Raw genomic sequence first — 15,692 nt, forward strand, 5'->3', positions numbered from 1 at the left:
AAGGTCGCTTTCAGGCAAGAGTGGCGACGAGTATCGCCAGGGCCAGCAGAACTGGCAGATGTTGAGGGGGAAACAGACTGGCGCGGCGTCGCATGGTTTATCTCCGAGTGCGTACTGATCGGTAAACTTAAGCTTCAAAGTGTACTGATCAGTAAATGATTTCAAGTGTGAAACGGAAAAAAGTGTCTGTGCCTGAATGCTGAAGTGGTTAAAATGCAGATTTCTAAGGGTTTTGGCAGAGCATTTGCCTTCTGCGTCCTCGGGAACTATGTACTGTTCGGTACACTATGGAGCCGAATCATGCGTCCGAACAAACGGGATGAACTGGTCCGAAAAGCGCTGCAGGTCTTCTACCGCGATGGATTTCATGCCACCGGAATGGACAAGCTTGTGACGGAAACCGGAGTCTCAAAGACCTCGATGTACAAGCACTTCCGCACAAAGGAAGAGTTAATCCTTGCCGCACTGAGACTTCGGGACGAGAATTTTCGAAACTGGTTCCTGCGCCGCATTCAGGAACTGGCGGATACGCCTGCCGGACAACTTCTTGCGGGCTTTGATGCGCTGGCCGAATGGTTCGAAGAAGACGGTTATCGCGGTTGCATGTTCATCAAGGCTGGGGCCGAGTACCAGGAAAAGGATCACCCGATCCATGCGCAAGCTGCTGAACACAAGCGGCTGATTTTGAATCACATTGTTCATCTGGCCCGCCAAGCAGGTGCCCGGAATCCGGAAAAGTTGGGAAGCCAGCTTTTGTTGCTCAAGGAAGGCGCAATCGTGTCTTCAGTTTTGCTGAACACCAGTCAGCCCGCGATGGATGCCAAAGATGCGGCCGAGGTATTGTTGAAGGCCGCGCTGACGTGACGGGGGCCGAGCTATTCGCCACTCAACCTCATTTGGCGCACAGCAAGATCGCGCATGATCTCCTCTGAACCGCCACCTATAGCCATGACCTTGACCTCACGCCAGACCCGTTCGACCGGGTTGCCTGACATATACCCGGCCCCGCCGAAAACCTGTAACGCTTCGGAGGCGACGAATTCCAGTGCTTTGCTCGCCTGCACCTTGGACTTGGCAATCTCGGCGGCCGGCATCAGGCCTTGACTAATGCCCCAGCATATCCGCTCAAGATAGGCTTCGATCATATCGATCCGGGCCGACATCTCGGCGAATTTGTGAGCTATCACCTGATGTTCAATCAGGTATTTACCGAACGTCCGACGTTGTCTCGCCCACTCAAGCGCTGATTTGTAACACAGCCGCATCATCCCCAAGCTGCCCGCAACCATGGCAAGGCGTTCGTGGTTGAAGTTGCTCATTATCGCGAGAAAGCCCTTGTTCTCGGGTCCGATCAGGGCCGGTGCCGGAACCAGGCAATTGTCGAAATTTAGCATAGCCTGCTCTGAGCAGTGCCATCCCATCTTTTCTCCCAGAGGTGTGCGGGAGAAGCCGGGTGTGTCGGCCTCGATCAGGAACAACGAGATTCCGGTCAGGCCGGACCCGCCGGTTCGGGCACCCACGACGAACCACTGTGAGTCCATGCCACCTGTTATGAACGCCTTGGCGCCGTTCAGCACCCAGCCATGCGACGTGCGCTCGGCTTTCATTTTCAGGTTTGCCACGTCCGACCCGCCGCCCGGCTCGGTGATTGCCAGTGAAGAATTCATCCGTCCGGCCACGATCTCCGGGACCACTGTCTGCTTGAATTCTTCACTGGCAAACTGAACGATCGGTCCCAGCGAAATCATGCGCCCGCCAACAGCGGCCGCCACGCCCGACGCGCCACAGCCAAACGCAAGTTCGGTATAGTCGGCGCGCATAAAGGCGTCGTCAAAACCCAACCCGCCAAATTCCTCGGGGATGCCGAAACCAAATACACCCAAAGCCCCCAGTTTTTGGTGCAACTCCAACGGGACTGCCCGTTTCGCTTCCCACTGATCGACGAAAGGTCTGACTTCGCTGTCAAAAAACCGTGCGAGATTGGCGCGATACGCCTCGCGTTCGGGCGTCATGAAGGGCGAAAGGCAGGTCAAGGTATCTTCTTCCCCGGGGTGCGGGCATGTTCCGTGGCGTCGCAATCCATCGCCGCCCGTTGACCGCTTGCGTGCATGGCGGCAACCTAAAAACACAGCGGGCGATCTGAAAAGCGCGGCCCGCGGCAAAGCTGCAAGAATGTCGCGCGACGCCGGATCGGTCGCACGTTGTCAACGGAGGGGCGCCATGGCTTTCATCAGCCGGGTTGAACGCGACAGCGAAACATTCGCCCGAAATCGGGCAGATATGCTGGCGATGGTGGATGAGTTGCGCACGCTCGAAGCCCGCGCCGTTGCCCTATCCGAACAGCGGCGCGACAGAATGGCCGAGCGCGGCCAACTGACCCCGCGAGACAGGATGGCTGCTCTGCTAGATCCGGGCATGCCGTTTTTGCAGTTGCACAGTCTGGCCGGATATCTGGTGGACACGGATGATCCGACAAAATCCGTGCCCGGCGCATCGGTCATTGCCGGAATCGGTTTTGTCTCGGGGGTGCGATGCATGATCGTTGTTGATGACAGCGGCATCAAGGCAGGCGCAATGGTCGAGATGACGGCTGCGGCCTTTTTGTCGGCGCAGGAAATCGCGTTGAAACAAAAACTCCCCTTCGTGCATCTGGTGGAAAGCGCCGGGGCAAACCTGATGGAATACCGGGTTGAACTGTGGGCCAATGGCGGCAAGCTGTTCCGCAATCTGGCGCGGCTTTCGACGGCAGGTCTGCCCAATCTGGCGGTTCTGCACGGTCCTTCGACTGCGGGCGGGGCCTATATGCCTGGGCTGGCAGATTATGTGATTGGCGTCAAAAAGAACGGCATGGCGGCTCTTGCCGGAGTAGCTTTGGTGCATGCCGCGACCGGTGAAAAGGCCAATGACCGTGATCTTGGCGGCTCTGAAATGCATGCGCAGACCAGCGGTCTGGTCGAATATCTGGCCGAGGACGACGCACATGGGATCGAAATCGCGCGCGATGTCGTGCGCCGCTTGGACTGGAACAAATCTCTTCTCCAGCCACGGGCGCGCGAGATCGCGCAACCTAAATACGACATCGGCGATATCGCCGGGCTAGTGCCAATCGACTACCGTGTTCCCTATGATATGCGCGAGGTGGCGGCGCGCATCGTCGACAGCTCGGACTTTCAAGATTTCAAGCCGCGCTACGGTGCCTCGACTGTTTGTCTTCAGGCGGCGATCAACGGCATTTCGGTGGGTATCATCGGCAACAACGGTCCGATCGATCCGGCAGGTGCAACCAAGGCCGCGCAATTCATTCAGCTGTGCGGTCAGTCCGATATTCCAATCATTTTTCTGAACAACACAACCGGCTACATGGTTGGCACCGAATACGAGCAGGCGGGGATGATCAAACACGGCGCCAAGATGATACAGGCGGTAACTTCGGTCGATGTGCCGCGTATCACACTCTATATTGGGGCGAGTTTCGGTGCCGGAAATTATGGAATGTCGGGGTTTGCTTACGAGCCCGATTTCCTGTTTGCCTGGCCCAACGCCACAACCGGCGTCATGGGTGGCGAACAGGCGGCCGCCACAATGGCAATTGTGGCCCGCGCTGGGGCCAGACGCAAGGGCGAGGAAGTGGATGAAGCGCAGATGGAAAAGCAAAGCGCGCTGATTGCCGCGCATTTCGACCGTCAGGCAGGAGCATTCTATACCTCGGGGCGGTGCCTTGACCATGGTGTCATTGACCCGCGCGACACCCGCCGCGTGCTGGGTTTCTGTCTGGAAACCTGCCTGGAAGGACGCGCGCGCAAGGTCAAACCCGGAGCATATGGCGTGGCGAGGTTTTGAGCATGGTTTTCGACACGATACTTGTCGCCAACCGGGGCGAGATTGCCGCGCGCGTGATCCGCACGGCGCGTGATCTGGGTTTGCGGACCGTTGCCGTATTCACCAGCGCCGATGCCGCCTCTCCACATTTGCAACTGGCCGATCATTCCATCTGGATCGGTGAAGGGCCGGTTGCAGACAGCTATTTGTGTGCGCGAAAAATCCTGGACGCGGCAAAACGGGCCAACGCCGGGGCGATCCACCCCGGATACGGGTTTCTCTCCGAAAACGCCGAGTTCGCCGAAGCTGTGGCCAAGGCTGGGTTGACATTCATCGGCCCCGGTCCGGAAGCCATCCGGGCAATGGGCAACAAGGCCGAGGCCAAGCGCCTGATGAGAGCGGCCGGCGTGCCCTGCGTGCCCGGCTACGAAGGTGGGGACCAATCGGACGCTGCGTTTGCAAAGGCAGCGGAGGGGATAGGCTATCCACTGATGATCAAGGCGGCGGCTGGCGGTGGTGGGCGCGGCATGCGGTTGGTCAACGCTCCCGTGGAACTGGAAAATGCTCTGGCGCGGGCCAGATCCGAGGCTGCGAATGCCTTTGGCTCGCAAGAGTTGATCTTGGAAAAAGCCATTATCGCTCCGCGCCACGTCGAGTTTCAGATTTTTGCCGACGGCGATGGTAACGTTATTCACCTTGGCGAGCGCGACTGTTCGATTCAGAGGCGGCATCAGAAGATCATCGAAGAGGCCCCATGCCCGGTGATGACACCGGATCTGAGGGACCGCATGGGGGCCGCCGCCGTCGAAGCCGCGCGCGCTGTTGATTACCTGGGCGCGGGTACAGTGGAATTCCTGCTTGATGCCGAGGGTGAGTTCCATTTTCTCGAAATGAACACCCGGCTGCAAGTCGAGCATCCGGTGACCGAAATGATCAACGGCCTTGATCTGGTAGCCATGCAAATAACCGTGGCGCAGGGTGTCCCTCTGGCAATGGGTCAGAGTGATGTGACCCTGAACGGTCACGCGATCGAGGCACGTCTCTATGCCGAAGACCCCGGCAACGGGTTTCTCCCGGCAACAGGCCCGGTTCATCTGTGGCGTCCTGCAAGTGGACCCGGGATTCGCGTGGATGCCGGGATTGCCCAAGGGCAGTCGATCACTCCTCACTACGATCCGCTGTTGGCCAAGATCGTTGCCCATGGACCCACACGTGAGGTCGCAAGAGCGAGGTTGATCCGTGCCCTGCAAGATACCGTCTTATTGGGAACCGTGACAAATGCGGGATTACTGACGGACATCCTGAGCGAACCGGATTTCGTTCAGGGCAAAGCAACGACGGCCTTCTTGAACGGCAGCACTGTCGCACAGAACTCCGCCCCCCAAGCTTCCGGACAGATCGCCCTGGCCGTTGCGCTGCTACTCGAAGACGCGCGGGCACTTGCTCTTGCACGCGCCGGTTTTGTTGCGCCGGATCAATTGGGATGGTCGAACACTCGGATTCCGCCCCGCAAGCTTTCCGCACTTCTGTCCGGTGCGCTGGTAGAGTTTTCTGTAACCTCCAATCCGGGAGGCTGGAGGATTGCGGTGGATGGCCAGACCTTCGACGTGGAACTGGAATGTAACGGCCCCGAGGTCGTAGCCCGAATTAACGACGACCAGATACGGGCGGTGGCCCACGTCGCCGATGGCGAGGTGATGCTGGCGATGGGGGGTGACCGGCTTACGCTGCGCCTGCAACGGGCAGGGCATGCCGAAGAGGAGGGATCAGATGGGGGAGGTATCACCGCTCCGATGCCGGGGCTAGTGCAAATTCTAAGCGTGAGTGCGGGCGCGAAAGTGCGCAAGGGACAGACGCTGGCGGTGCTTGAGGCGATGAAAATGCAGCACCAGATCCTGGCCCCGCAGGATGGGTGCGTGGTTCGGGTGCACATTGTGGCGGGACAACAAGTGTCCGCCGGTGATCTGATGTTTGAGATCGAAGAGGAAAAATGATGGAGCAGGCAGGGGATTTTCTGGAAGAAAGCGAGGTGCTGGACAAGGTTCTGACGGATGTGTCGGGCGATCAATGGGACATCGTTACCCAGTTCAAGGAATGGACGCTGAACGATGTGCTGGTTCACCTGCATTTCTGGAACGGTATGGCCGATCTATCCTTGCGGGATCAGGACGCGTTTCAGGCCCGTGTTGCCGAAACTTTGGCCGGGATCGAGACAGCGGGGTTCCGGGCCACGGAAAACGCGATGGTCCCCGAGAGAAGAGAGGAGCTGCGCGCTGCGTGGCGCACACTCTACCGCGACATGGGTGTGCGTTGGGCTGAGCTTGATCCCAAGCAGCGGTTGAAATGGGTCGGACCCGATATGTCTGTCCGCTCTTCGATCACCGCGCGGCAGATGGAAACATGGGCGCATGGACAGGCGGTATTCGACATTCTTGGCGCCCGGCGGCAGGAAACGGACAGGATCAGGAATATCGTGATCCTTGGGGTCAACACTTTTGGTTGGGCCTATAAAGTACATGGGCACGAGGTGCCAAATGTCATGCCGCGTTTGGAACTGACCGCGCCGTCCGGCGCAGTTTGGGAATTTGGCGACAGCAGTGAGAACAGAATAACCGGCTCGGCGGTGGAGTTCTCGCAGGTCGTCACCCAAACCCGCAATATCGCGGACACCAGCCTTCGCGTCGAGGGGGCGGTTGCGCAGGAGTGGATGTGCATCGCACAGTGCTTTGCAGGCGGACCCGAAACGCCCCCGCCTCCAGGCCTGCGCCGTCGAAATACGACCTGAGCGCCAGAGACGTTGCGTTGCGACGTTCAAGACGCGGCGTCACCACAGTTGGCGGGATGCGGTCGTACGGATAGCGTGTCGGAAAACTCGGATCGGAGGAGCAGGAATGACTCTGTTTACCAGCACAGCCAGTTGGGTCACTGACGAACACCGCATGTTCGCCGAAATGGCGGGGCGGTTTCTGGACGCCGAGCTTGCGCCCAATATCGAAACCTGGGTTGACAACGGTGTAGTGGACCGTGAGTTCTGGCGGAAAGCGGGCGCTACCGGCCTGATGGCGGGCGCCATTCCCGAAGAGTATGGCGGCGTCGGCGGCGGTATGGGGTTCGATGCTGTCACCATCTATGAACAGACCTCACGCGGGGATGCGGGTTGGGGCTATGGTATCCAGTCGATCGTGACCCACTACATCACCGCCTATGGCAGTGAGGATCAGAAACAGAAATGGCTGCCCAAGCTTGCCTCGGGCGAAATGGTGGGTGCCATCGCCATGACCGAACCAGGCACAGGCTCTGATTTGCAAGCGGTTCGTACCACAGCCGATAGGGACGGAAACTCCTATCGCATCAACGGTTCCAAAATTTTCATTACAAATGGCCAGACGGCCGACCTGGTGATCGTAGTTGCCAAGACCGACAGGAACCAAGGCGCCAAGGGCGTGTCGCTGATCGCAGTCGAAACCGACGGGGCGGGTGGATTCCGGCGTGGGCGCAATCTCAAGAAGCTGGGGATGAAGGCCAACGACACAGCCGAGCTGTTCTTTGAAGACGTCAAAGTGCCGATGACCAACCTGATCGGCCCGGAGGAGGGGCAGGGCTTTTATCAATTGATGAAGCAACTGCCGTGGGAACGCCTGACCATCGGCATCATGGCGCTGGGCGCCATCGATTTCGCCCTCGCCGAGACCGTGAAATACGTGCAGGAGCGCAAGGCCTTCGGTCAACGCGTCATGGATTTCCAGAACACCCGTTTCAAGCTGGCCGAATGCAAGACCAAGGCCGAGGTGCTACGCAGTTTCGTCAACGACTGCATCGCCAAGCTGGACCGCGGAGAGCTGGATGCCGCCACTGCCTCGATGGTGAAATACTGGGGCTCCGAGGTGCAGAACGAAATCATGCACGAATGCCTGCAGCTTTTCGGAGGCTACGGTTTCATGATGGAATATCCCATTGCGCGGCTCTACGCCGATGCGCGGGTGCAAATGATCTATGGCGGAACCAACGAGGTGATGAAGGAACTCATCGCCCGGTCGATTGACGTCTAGTCCCGACGGAGGTTGTTTAACGGAGCACCTTCAGCGCTCTCGGCTTATTCTGGATGAGGGACGCTGTCCCTCATACTCCCTGGAGAATTTATCACCAGAAAGAAGCGGGATTTCTGCCCGCACTTAGCCGTGTTTTCGGGGCAGAAGTTGAGCTTCAAGCCAGTTCCGGAATGACTTCAACGGTGCCGATGCGGCCTTGTTCTGCGGCCAGACCAGATAATAGTCACCAAGACTGACGCGGGGGGCGTCGAAGGCAGGGACCAGCCTGCCATTTTCGATGTCCTGAGCCACCAGATAGCTGGGCAGCAAGGCCACACCCAACCCGTGAATGGTTGCCTGTATCATTGTCGAAAACTGATCGAACAACATTCCCTTGAGACCGCTTGCCTTAGTGTTCTGAGCTTCGAACCAGCGCTCCCATGCGTCCGGACGCGTATCCAGATGCAGCAAGGGTGCATTCAGCAGCCAATCGGCGGTGGAGTCATCGGGCCGTAAATGAGGCGCGCAGACTGGCAGGACTTCTTCACGCATGATCCTGAGGTAGCTGACCCCGGCCCAATCCTGACGCCCGAAATGAATGGCAGCATCAAATGGTTCCACCGCGAAATCGAATGGTTTCAGCCGCGTATTCAGGTTCACCGAAACTTCCGGGTGCTGCCGTGCGAAATCCTGAAGGCGAGGTGCCAACCAATGCATTCCGAACGCTGGCAGGATCGAAAGATGCAGCGAGCCACCGGTGGGGTTGGCCTTGAGCTTGAGCGAGGCTTGCGCCAGTTGATGCAGCGCGCCGCGCGCAGTTTGTACATATTCTCTTGCGGCTGGCGTCAGTTGCAGACGCATTTGATTGCGCTGGATCAGGTTGACGCCCAATTGTTCCTCTACGGCTTTCAACTGACGGCTGATAGCGCTTTGTGTCAGCGACAACTCGTCTGCGGCAGCTGACGCGCTTCCTAAACGATCCACGGCTTCCAGGGCCAAAAGCGAAGAGATCGAAGGCAAAAACCGTCGTGGTGCAATCATATGACTTTCCCTCATGCCTTTGAAATGGAATATCATTGGATTTTTGCGCTGAATAGGCGGAGAAAGGCAAGAATCGCAAGTATCGAAGGTGAATTGGCATGACTTATCAGAACAATTCTTCAGGGTTTCAGCGCGCCGGACGGCTTGATGGGGTCGAACTGTCAGAAATCGTTCAGATTTCGGAACATGCCGCGCGCCTGCGGACGCAGGGCGTTGATGTGATTGCGCTGAGTACGGGGGAGCCAGACTTCCCGACACCGGCCCATGTGGTCGAAGCCGCTCATCGCGCAGCACTGGAAGGGCAGACCCGTTATCCCGCCACTGCCGGAACACCTTCGTTGCGCGCGGCCATCGCCGCAGAAGCTGAAGCCGAGGCCGCCAATGTGATTGTTTCCACTGGCGCCAAACAAGTGCTGGCGGGTGCGTTTCTGGCCACACTCGATTCAGGCGACGAGGTTATCACCACGGCACCTTTCTGGACCAGCTATGCCGATATGGTGAAATTGGCGGGCGGGATGCCGGTGGTTCTGGATTGCCCCGGTGAGCAGGGATTTAAGTTGACGCCTGAGCAGTTGGAGGCGGCGATAACCCCGCGCACCCGCTGGGTGTTGCTGAATACCCCTTCGAACCCGACCGGCGCGGTTTATTCCGAGGGAGAGTTGCAGGCGCTGGGCGCGGTGTTGGAACGGCATCCCAATGTCTGGGTGATCTCCGACGAAATCTATCAGCATCTCTCGTACGTTCCCTTCACTCCTTTCGTGCAGGCGGTGCCGTCGCTGGCTGGCCGCACGTTGACCGTGAACGGCGTGTCCAAAGCCTATTCCATGACCGGCTGGCGCATTGGCTGGGGCATCGGCCCGGCACCACTGATCAAGGCGATGGTGGCGGTGCAGGGGCAAATCACGTCGGGTGCTTGTTCGATTGCGCAGGCCGCGGCGCTGGTGGCGATCACAGGGCCACAAGAGTTGCTGACGGAACGCCGGGCCGAGATGCAGGCGCGCCGCGACCTTGTGGTTTCCGGACTGAACGCGGCCGGTCTGGCCTGCGCCAAACCAGATGGGGCGTTCTATGTCTTTCCGAAGACACCCTTCAAAATGCCTGTGGATCATGAGTTCTGCAGTTATCTTCTGGACGAGGTGGGCGTTGCGCTGGTGCCGGGGCGCGCCTTCGGGATGCCTGGGCATTTGCGCCTGTCTTTCGCCTATGCAACAGACAGCCTGACCGAAGGGCTTGCACGTATCGCCCGCGCCGTCGAAGCACTGTAACAAGACCTGAAAAAAGACCGAGCCATGGACCGCGCCCAAATCGTTCACGACAATTTCCTAACCCGTGTTGCCAAACGCGACCTGCCTGCCGGAGCACTGCCGCGGCCGGGGCTGAACGGGACCGACGCGGTCTCGCTGTTCCGGTCTCAGGTGCTCAGCCGCGCGCTTGACCGGACTAGCCGGGCGATGCAGAAGTCGGGGCAGGGGTTTTATACCATCGGCTCGTCGGGTCATGAGGGGATGGCAGCAGTGGCTCATGCCCTGCGTCCAACAGATATCGCTTTTCTGCACTATCGCGATGCGGCCTTTCAAATTGCCCGCGCCGAGCAGGTGCCCGGCCAGCAGATCGCCTGGGACATGCTGCTGAGCTTTGCCTGCTCCAAGGAAGATCCGACCTCTGGCGGACGGCACAAGGTACTGGGATCAAAGGCGTTGATGATCCCGCCGCAGACCTCGACCATCGCCAGCCATCTGCCCAAGGCAGTAGGTGCCGCCTATAGTCTGGGGGCCGCGCGCAGGCATGATCCGGAACACCGTCAACTGCCCGAGGACGGGATTGCCATGTGTTCTTTCGGCGATGCCTCGGCCAACCACTCGACGGCTCAGGGGGCAATCAACACGGCCGGGTGGACCAGTGTGCAATCGACTCCGCTACCGCTATTGTTCGTGTGCGAGGACAACGGTATCGGTATCTCGACCAGGACACCCAAGGGCTGGATTCAGGCGTCGATGGAGCATCGACCGGGGATCAGGTATTTTCAGGCCAACGGGCTCGATATTTTTGAGACCTATGCGGTTGCCCTTGAAGCCGCCAATTATGTGCGCTCGCGGCGAAAGCCGGCGTTTCTGCATCTCAAGACCGTGCGCCTTTACGGCCATGCGGGCGCAGATGTGCCGACAACTTATCTGGGCAAGGCTGAGGTCGAGGCGGACGAGGCCAATGATCCGCTGTTGCACACGGTGCGACTGCTGGATCAGGCCGGGGCGCTGTCGCCCGATCAGGCGCTGAAGATCTATGAAGAGACCTGCGCCCGTACAGATCGCATCGCTGCGGAGGCCGCCAGCCGTCCGCATCTGGCCAATGCGACCGAGGTAGTGGCCAGTTTGATCCCGCCCAAGCGCGCCTGCAAACCTACCAACGGGCCCAGCGCCGAAGCCCGCGCCGCCGCATTCGGTGGCGACATGCGTGCGCTGGGCGATCCGCAGCCGATGAGCCGTCTGATCAACTGGGCGCTGACGGACCTGATGCTGGAACACGGTGAGATCGTCTGTATGGGCGAAGATGTGGGGCGCAAGGGTGGCGTTTATGGCGTCACGCAGAAGCTGCAACAGCGGTTCGGTTCCGATCGGGTGATCGACACATTGCTGGATGAACAGTCCATTCTGGGGCTGGCCATCGGTATGGGGCACAACGGTTTCATTCCGATCCCGGAAATCCAGTTCCTGGCCTATCTCCACAATGCCGAGGACCAGATCCGGGGCGAGGCCGCAACATTGCCATTCTTCTCGAATGGACAATTCACCAACCCGATGGTGCTGCGCATCGCCGGGCTGGGGTATCAGAAAGGTTTTGGCGGGCATTTCCACAATGACAACTCGCTTGCCGTCCTGCGGGATATTCCCGGAGTGATCATTGCCTGCCCATCGACAGGGGCGGATGCGGCACGGATGCTGCGCGAGTGCGTACGGCTAGCGCGGGAAGAGCAGCGGGTGGTCGTTTTCCTGGAACCCATCGCGCTTTATCCGATGCGCGACCTGCACGAAGGACAGGATGGGAGGTGGATGACCACCTATCCTTCGCCCGACCAACGGATCAGATTGGGCGAGGTCGGCGTGCATGGTGACGGCACCGACCTGGCTGTCGTGACCTATGGCAACGGGCATTACCTGTCGAAACAAGCTCTGCCCGAATTGCAGGCAGCGGGGGTGAAGACCCGGATCATCGACATGCGCTGGCTGGCGCCGATGCCGACCGACGCGCTGCGCGAGGCGACAAAGGGTTGTAAGCACGTCCTGATCGTCGACGAGTGCCGCCGCACAGGCAGCCAGTCCGAGGGGTTGATGACATTCTTCAGTGAGGAAATCGGTTCCGTTCCGACTGCTCGCGTCGTGGCTGAGGATTGTTTCATCGCGACCGGTCCGGCCTATTCTGCGCCCTTGCCGTCGAAAGACGGCATTGCTGCTGCTGCCCTGAATCTGACCGGAGCCCGCAAATGACCCGTACTGCCGTCGTGATCTGCCCCGGTCGGGGTACTTACAACAAGCCCGAGCTTGGCTATTTGCATCGCCACCACGGTGCCCGGATGGAAATGTTTCGCGGCTTCGACATCATCCGAGCAGAGGCCGGGCAAGAGGCGGTAACGGCACTGGATAGTGCCGCGCGTTACACAGTGGGCAAATACTCTCGTGGTGATGTTGCCTCACCCCTGATTTATGCGGCCTCGCTGGCAGACGCGAAGGCATTGGCCGGGGATATCGAAGTGTTGGCTGTGACCGGAAACTCGATGGGTTGGTATATTGCTCTGGCTGTCGCAGGAGCACTTAGTGCCGATGACGGGTTCCGGGTGGTCAACACCATGGGCACTTTGATGCAGGAACGCTTATTAGGCGGGCAACTGGTTTATCCTTTCAACGGAGAGGACTGGGTAAACGATCCTGAACGCAAGGCAGAGTTGCTCGCGCAGGTCTCACGCATCGACAGGGTCGGCGGGCAGGACCTGGCGCTTTCCATTGATCTGGGCGGGATGCTTGTGCTGGCAGGTAACGAGGCAGGGTTGGCGGCTTTTGAGGCCACGGTTCCGATGGTGCACGAACGGTTTCCGATGCGCCTGTCGAACCACGCGGCCTTTCACACCCGTCTGCAAGCGCCGGTCGCGGCCGAGGGGCGTAACCGCCTGGCAGCAGGTATGTTCCGCCAGCCTGACCGCCCGCTGATCGACGGGCGGGGTAAGATCTGGTGGCCGGGGGCGACCGATACCAGTGCTTTGTGGGGCTATACACTGGGCCATCAGGTGACCGAACCTTATGACTTTACGCGTGCCGTGCAGACGGCAGCGCGCGAATTCGCTCCGGATCTCTTCATCGTCACCGGGCCTGGGGCAACGCTGGGCGGGGCGGTTGCGCAGTCGCTGGTGCTGGCAAACTGGCGCGGTATGGCGGGCAAAGCGGATTTTCAGGCACGGCAGGAGGAAACCCCCATGCTGATCTCGATGGGCCGCGAGGATCAAAGGACTCTTGTCATCGACTGACTGCCGGAAAATTGTTTCGGTTGCGATATCCGAACAGATTGGAAGTGCTGATGGATTCTGAGAAAAGCCTGTGGCAGGAAACCTGCCGAGAAAAGACTGACGTGCGTGTGTTGAACGAAACGATTACCGTCGATCTTGCGGTAATCGGCGGAGGTTATACCGGCTGTTCCGCAGCGCTTCATGCGGCGCAAGTCGGGGCATCGGTCTGCCTGCTGGAAGCACATGACATCGGCCATGGTGGGTCGGGTCGTAACGTCGGACTGGCCAATGCTGGCCTTTGGTTGCCACCGGATGATATTCGCGCCCATCTTGGAACCGAGGCGGGAAACCGACTGATCGCGCTGTTGGCCGATGCACCTGCGCGGGTCTACGAGTTGATCAATTTGCACGGGATCGACTGTGAACCAGTCAGAAACGGAACTTTGCACTGCGCGCATTCCCCGTCCGGCCTCCGCAATCTGTCGCAACGCTGCGAACAACTGAACGCCTCCGGGGCGCCTGTGCAACTGTTGTCGGAGGCGGAAACCCGCAGGCGAACAGGAAGTGGTTCTTTTCACGGTGCCTTGTTCGATCCGCGCGCGGGAACAATTCAGCCGATGGCCTATGTTCGCGGGCTGGCGCGGGCGGCAACCGAGGCGGGGGCTCGGGTATTCACGCAAAGCCCGGTGCAATCACTGCGTCATGAAGGGGATATGTGGCATCTGTCGACACCATCCGGGGAGGTGCGGGCCAAAGCGCTGCTACAGTCGACAAATGCCTATCATCGTGATTTGACGCATACTGCACCGGCCTATGTACCGGTATATTACTTCCAATATGCGACCGCGCCTTTACCACAGGCGATGCGCGCAACCATCCTGCCCGGAGGTGAAGGATGCTGGGACACCGGGTTGATCATGACCTCTTTCAGGATGGATCAGGTCGGGCGACTGGTGATCGGGGCGATGGGTGATCTGGGTCATGCAGGCAGTTTTGCCCATCGCAACTGGATCGTGCGCAAGCTCGGTCAGTTATTCCCACAACTGGCGGATCAACCATTGACCGCTGGCTGGCACGGGCGCATTGCTATGACCTCTGACCATATACCGAAAATCACGCTGATCGGACCGAACGCCTTGGCCGTGCATGGCTATTCCGGTCGAGGAATCGGGCCGGGAACGGTGTTTGGCGCCATGTCCGCCCAAAGCCTGCTGTCAGGTGACCCCGAAATGCTGCCGGTTCCTGCCGTCGTGGAGCATCGCGAGAATTGGACCGGTCTGCACCGCGCCTTTTTCGAAACCGGCGCGGTGCTGACGCACCTGGTCAAAGCAAGGTTCTGAGCGTTTCCGATCCTATCGCGGCAATCATGGTTGCAACTGAGATGCCAACGTTTCTATCCGACCACGCAACCATCGGTGCGCAGGGTCGCCGTTTGAACGTTGATGCCAGACCATGAAGATCTGCACCGGCTCGCAACGGAACGGCAGGGGCGCGCAATCGAGTGTTGCCAGCGGCCCCATTTTCATCAGTGCCGTGTCAGTCGAAATCAGGTCGCTACCGAGCAGAAAAGGTGGGATGGCGTTGAAATGGGGCAGGGTCACGGTCGGAGGGCGGATCTGGCTTTGATCGACGCCACGCATGACCACCTTGGCGCTGCGCCCGTCAGCAAAGCGAACTTCGACGTGTTCGGCGGCGCAATACTCTTCCCATGTCGCAGGTGGGGCGCGATGGCTTGCATCGAAATAGACCATTAGCGGGCTGGTCAGCAGCCGCTTCTGAAAGATATCCGGTCCGTCGGGCGGAAGCGGCGTCAGCATCAATTGGCAGCGGTCATTTCGCAAAATGGCGGCATCGGGAACGCCTGAAGGAACAAAATGCAGCCGCAGGCGCACACCGTCGGTGCGCGCGGCATTCAAAAGCCGGGGAAAGATCAGGTCTCGTTGCAGGTCGTTTGCCGCGATCTGGAAAGTCATCTCCTCAGATTGCGGATCGAATGGACGACCTTCGGTCAGGGTGTGCATCCCGTCGAGAATCTGTTGTACCGGTTCCTGCAGGGCGATGGCGCGTTCGGTGGGGGTTAGCCCCTGACCCGAACGTACAAAGAGCGGATCGCCCAGTACAATTCGAAGTTTCGACAGGGTGTGGCTGACGGCCGATTGCGTGACCCCAAGACGGTCGGCTGCCTTGGACACAGAACTCTCTTCGAGAATGGTCAGAAAGGTTCTCAGGACCTTGCCGTCGAGATCAGTGAAATCGAATTTGCTCATGCCGTATATGACTAACCATGAATGGTTTTGGTGTCCATTTCACAG

At 59.2% G+C, this 15,692-nt stretch carries 12 protein-coding genes; 9 read left to right on the top strand and 3 right to left on the bottom strand.

The features are described 5' to 3' along the window. Window positions 1-300: 300 nt before the first annotated feature. Window positions 301-864, top strand: coding sequence for a TetR/AcrR family transcriptional regulator (locus tag AC2FMY_RS17645; RefSeq protein ID WP_480751534.1), 564 nt, complete (start codon window positions 301-303; stop codon window positions 862-864). An 11-nt stretch (window positions 865-875) separates the two neighbouring features. On the opposite strand, the gene AC2FMY_RS17650 is transcribed toward AC2FMY_RS17645, so the two are convergent. Continuing rightward, a complete protein-coding gene (locus tag AC2FMY_RS17650; protein WP_496807815.1) occupies window positions 876-2,012 on the bottom strand; it encodes an acyl-CoA dehydrogenase family protein in 1,137 nt (378 codons plus the stop codon). Window positions 2,013-2,220: 208 nt separating this feature from the next. Between AC2FMY_RS17650 and AC2FMY_RS17655 the strand changes: the two genes are divergently transcribed. From AC2FMY_RS17655 to AC2FMY_RS17670, 4 genes are all read left to right on the top strand, one after another. Next, a complete protein-coding gene (locus AC2FMY_RS17655; RefSeq protein ID WP_496745313.1) occupies window positions 2,221-3,840 on the top strand; it encodes an acyl-CoA carboxylase subunit beta in 1,620 nt (539 codons plus the stop codon). Between the two features lie 2 nt (window positions 3,841-3,842). Next, entirely contained in the window at window positions 3,843-5,813 is a 1,971-nt protein-coding gene (locus tag AC2FMY_RS17660) for an acetyl/propionyl/methylcrotonyl-CoA carboxylase subunit alpha (RefSeq protein ID WP_496745315.1), read from the top strand. After that, window positions 5,813-6,604: a TIGR03084 family metal-binding protein gene (locus tag AC2FMY_RS17665; RefSeq protein WP_496807816.1), complete on the top strand. Its 792-nt coding sequence runs from the start codon at window positions 5,813-5,815 to the stop codon at window positions 6,602-6,604. The genes AC2FMY_RS17660 and AC2FMY_RS17665 overlap by 1 nt, the downstream gene beginning before the upstream one ends. Before the next feature lie 106 nt (window positions 6,605-6,710). Further along, a complete protein-coding gene (locus AC2FMY_RS17670) occupies window positions 6,711-7,868 on the top strand; it encodes an acyl-CoA dehydrogenase family protein (protein WP_480751542.1) in 1,158 nt (385 codons plus the stop codon). A 123-nt stretch (window positions 7,869-7,991) separates the two neighbouring features. Here AC2FMY_RS17670 and AC2FMY_RS17675 read toward each other — a convergent pair whose 3' ends face one another. Beyond that, window positions 7,992-8,888, bottom strand: coding sequence for a LysR substrate-binding domain-containing protein (locus tag AC2FMY_RS17675; RefSeq protein WP_480751543.1), 897 nt, complete (start codon window positions 8,886-8,888; stop codon window positions 7,992-7,994). A gap of 98 nt (window positions 8,889-8,986) precedes the next feature. Between AC2FMY_RS17675 and AC2FMY_RS17680 the strand changes: the two genes are divergently transcribed. From AC2FMY_RS17680 to AC2FMY_RS17695, 4 genes are read left to right on the top strand one after another with little or no spacing between them, the layout of a single operon-like run. After that, window positions 8,987-10,153, top strand: a complete 1,167-nt coding sequence (locus AC2FMY_RS17680) for a pyridoxal phosphate-dependent aminotransferase (RefSeq protein WP_496807817.1) — start codon at window positions 8,987-8,989, stop codon at window positions 10,151-10,153. Window positions 10,154-10,177: 24 nt separating this feature from the next. Continuing rightward, window positions 10,178-12,370: a dehydrogenase E1 component subunit alpha/beta gene (locus AC2FMY_RS17685; RefSeq protein WP_496745320.1), complete on the top strand. Its 2,193-nt coding sequence runs from the start codon at window positions 10,178-10,180 to the stop codon at window positions 12,368-12,370. Further along, window positions 12,367-13,401, top strand: a complete 1,035-nt coding sequence (locus AC2FMY_RS17690; protein WP_496807818.1) for an ACP S-malonyltransferase — start codon at window positions 12,367-12,369, stop codon at window positions 13,399-13,401. Before AC2FMY_RS17685 ends, AC2FMY_RS17690 begins: the two co-directional genes overlap by 4 nt. Window positions 13,402-13,451: 50 nt before the next feature. Beyond that, complete coding sequence (locus AC2FMY_RS17695) at window positions 13,452-14,720, top strand: NAD(P)/FAD-dependent oxidoreductase (protein ID WP_496807819.1); 1,269 nt, start codon at window positions 13,452-13,454, stop codon at window positions 14,718-14,720. A gap of 24 nt (window positions 14,721-14,744) precedes the next feature. On the opposite strand, the gene AC2FMY_RS17700 is transcribed toward AC2FMY_RS17695, so the two are convergent. Continuing rightward, on the bottom strand, window positions 14,745-15,647 hold the full coding sequence (locus AC2FMY_RS17700) for a LysR family transcriptional regulator (protein ID WP_480751550.1): 903 nt from the start codon (window positions 15,645-15,647) through the stop codon (window positions 14,745-14,747). Window positions 15,648-15,692: the final 45 nt, after the last annotated feature.

The sequence above is a fragment of the Ruegeria sp. YKSE079 genome (assembly GCF_059612845.1).

Bases quoted from the DNA above. Each gene is read 5' to 3' on its own strand.
- AC2FMY_RS17645 (WP_480751534.1), top strand. From the start codon at position 301: ATGCGTCCGAACAAACGGGATGAACTGGTCCGAAAAGCGCTGCAGGTC.
- AC2FMY_RS17650 (WP_496807815.1), bottom strand. From the start codon at position 2,012: ATGACGCCCGAACGCGAGGCGTATCGCGCCAATCTCGCACGGTTTTTT.
- AC2FMY_RS17655 (WP_496745313.1), top strand. From the start codon at position 2,221: ATGGCTTTCATCAGCCGGGTTGAACGCGACAGCGAAACATTCGCCCGA.
- AC2FMY_RS17660 (WP_496745315.1), top strand. From the start codon at position 3,843: ATGGTTTTCGACACGATACTTGTCGCCAACCGGGGCGAGATTGCCGCG.
- AC2FMY_RS17665 (WP_496807816.1), top strand. From the start codon at position 5,813: ATGGAGCAGGCAGGGGATTTTCTGGAAGAAAGCGAGGTGCTGGACAAG.
- AC2FMY_RS17670 (WP_480751542.1), top strand. From the start codon at position 6,711: ATGACTCTGTTTACCAGCACAGCCAGTTGGGTCACTGACGAACACCGC.
- AC2FMY_RS17675 (WP_480751543.1), bottom strand. From the start codon at position 8,888: ATGATTGCACCACGACGGTTTTTGCCTTCGATCTCTTCGCTTTTGGCC.
- AC2FMY_RS17680 (WP_496807817.1), top strand. From the start codon at position 8,987: ATGACTTATCAGAACAATTCTTCAGGGTTTCAGCGCGCCGGACGGCTT.
- AC2FMY_RS17685 (WP_496745320.1), top strand. From the start codon at position 10,178: ATGGACCGCGCCCAAATCGTTCACGACAATTTCCTAACCCGTGTTGCC.
- AC2FMY_RS17690 (WP_496807818.1), top strand. From the start codon at position 12,367: ATGACCCGTACTGCCGTCGTGATCTGCCCCGGTCGGGGTACTTACAAC.
- AC2FMY_RS17695 (WP_496807819.1), top strand. From the start codon at position 13,452: ATGGATTCTGAGAAAAGCCTGTGGCAGGAAACCTGCCGAGAAAAGACT.
- AC2FMY_RS17700 (WP_480751550.1), bottom strand. From the start codon at position 15,647: ATGAGCAAATTCGATTTCACTGATCTCGACGGCAAGGTCCTGAGAACC.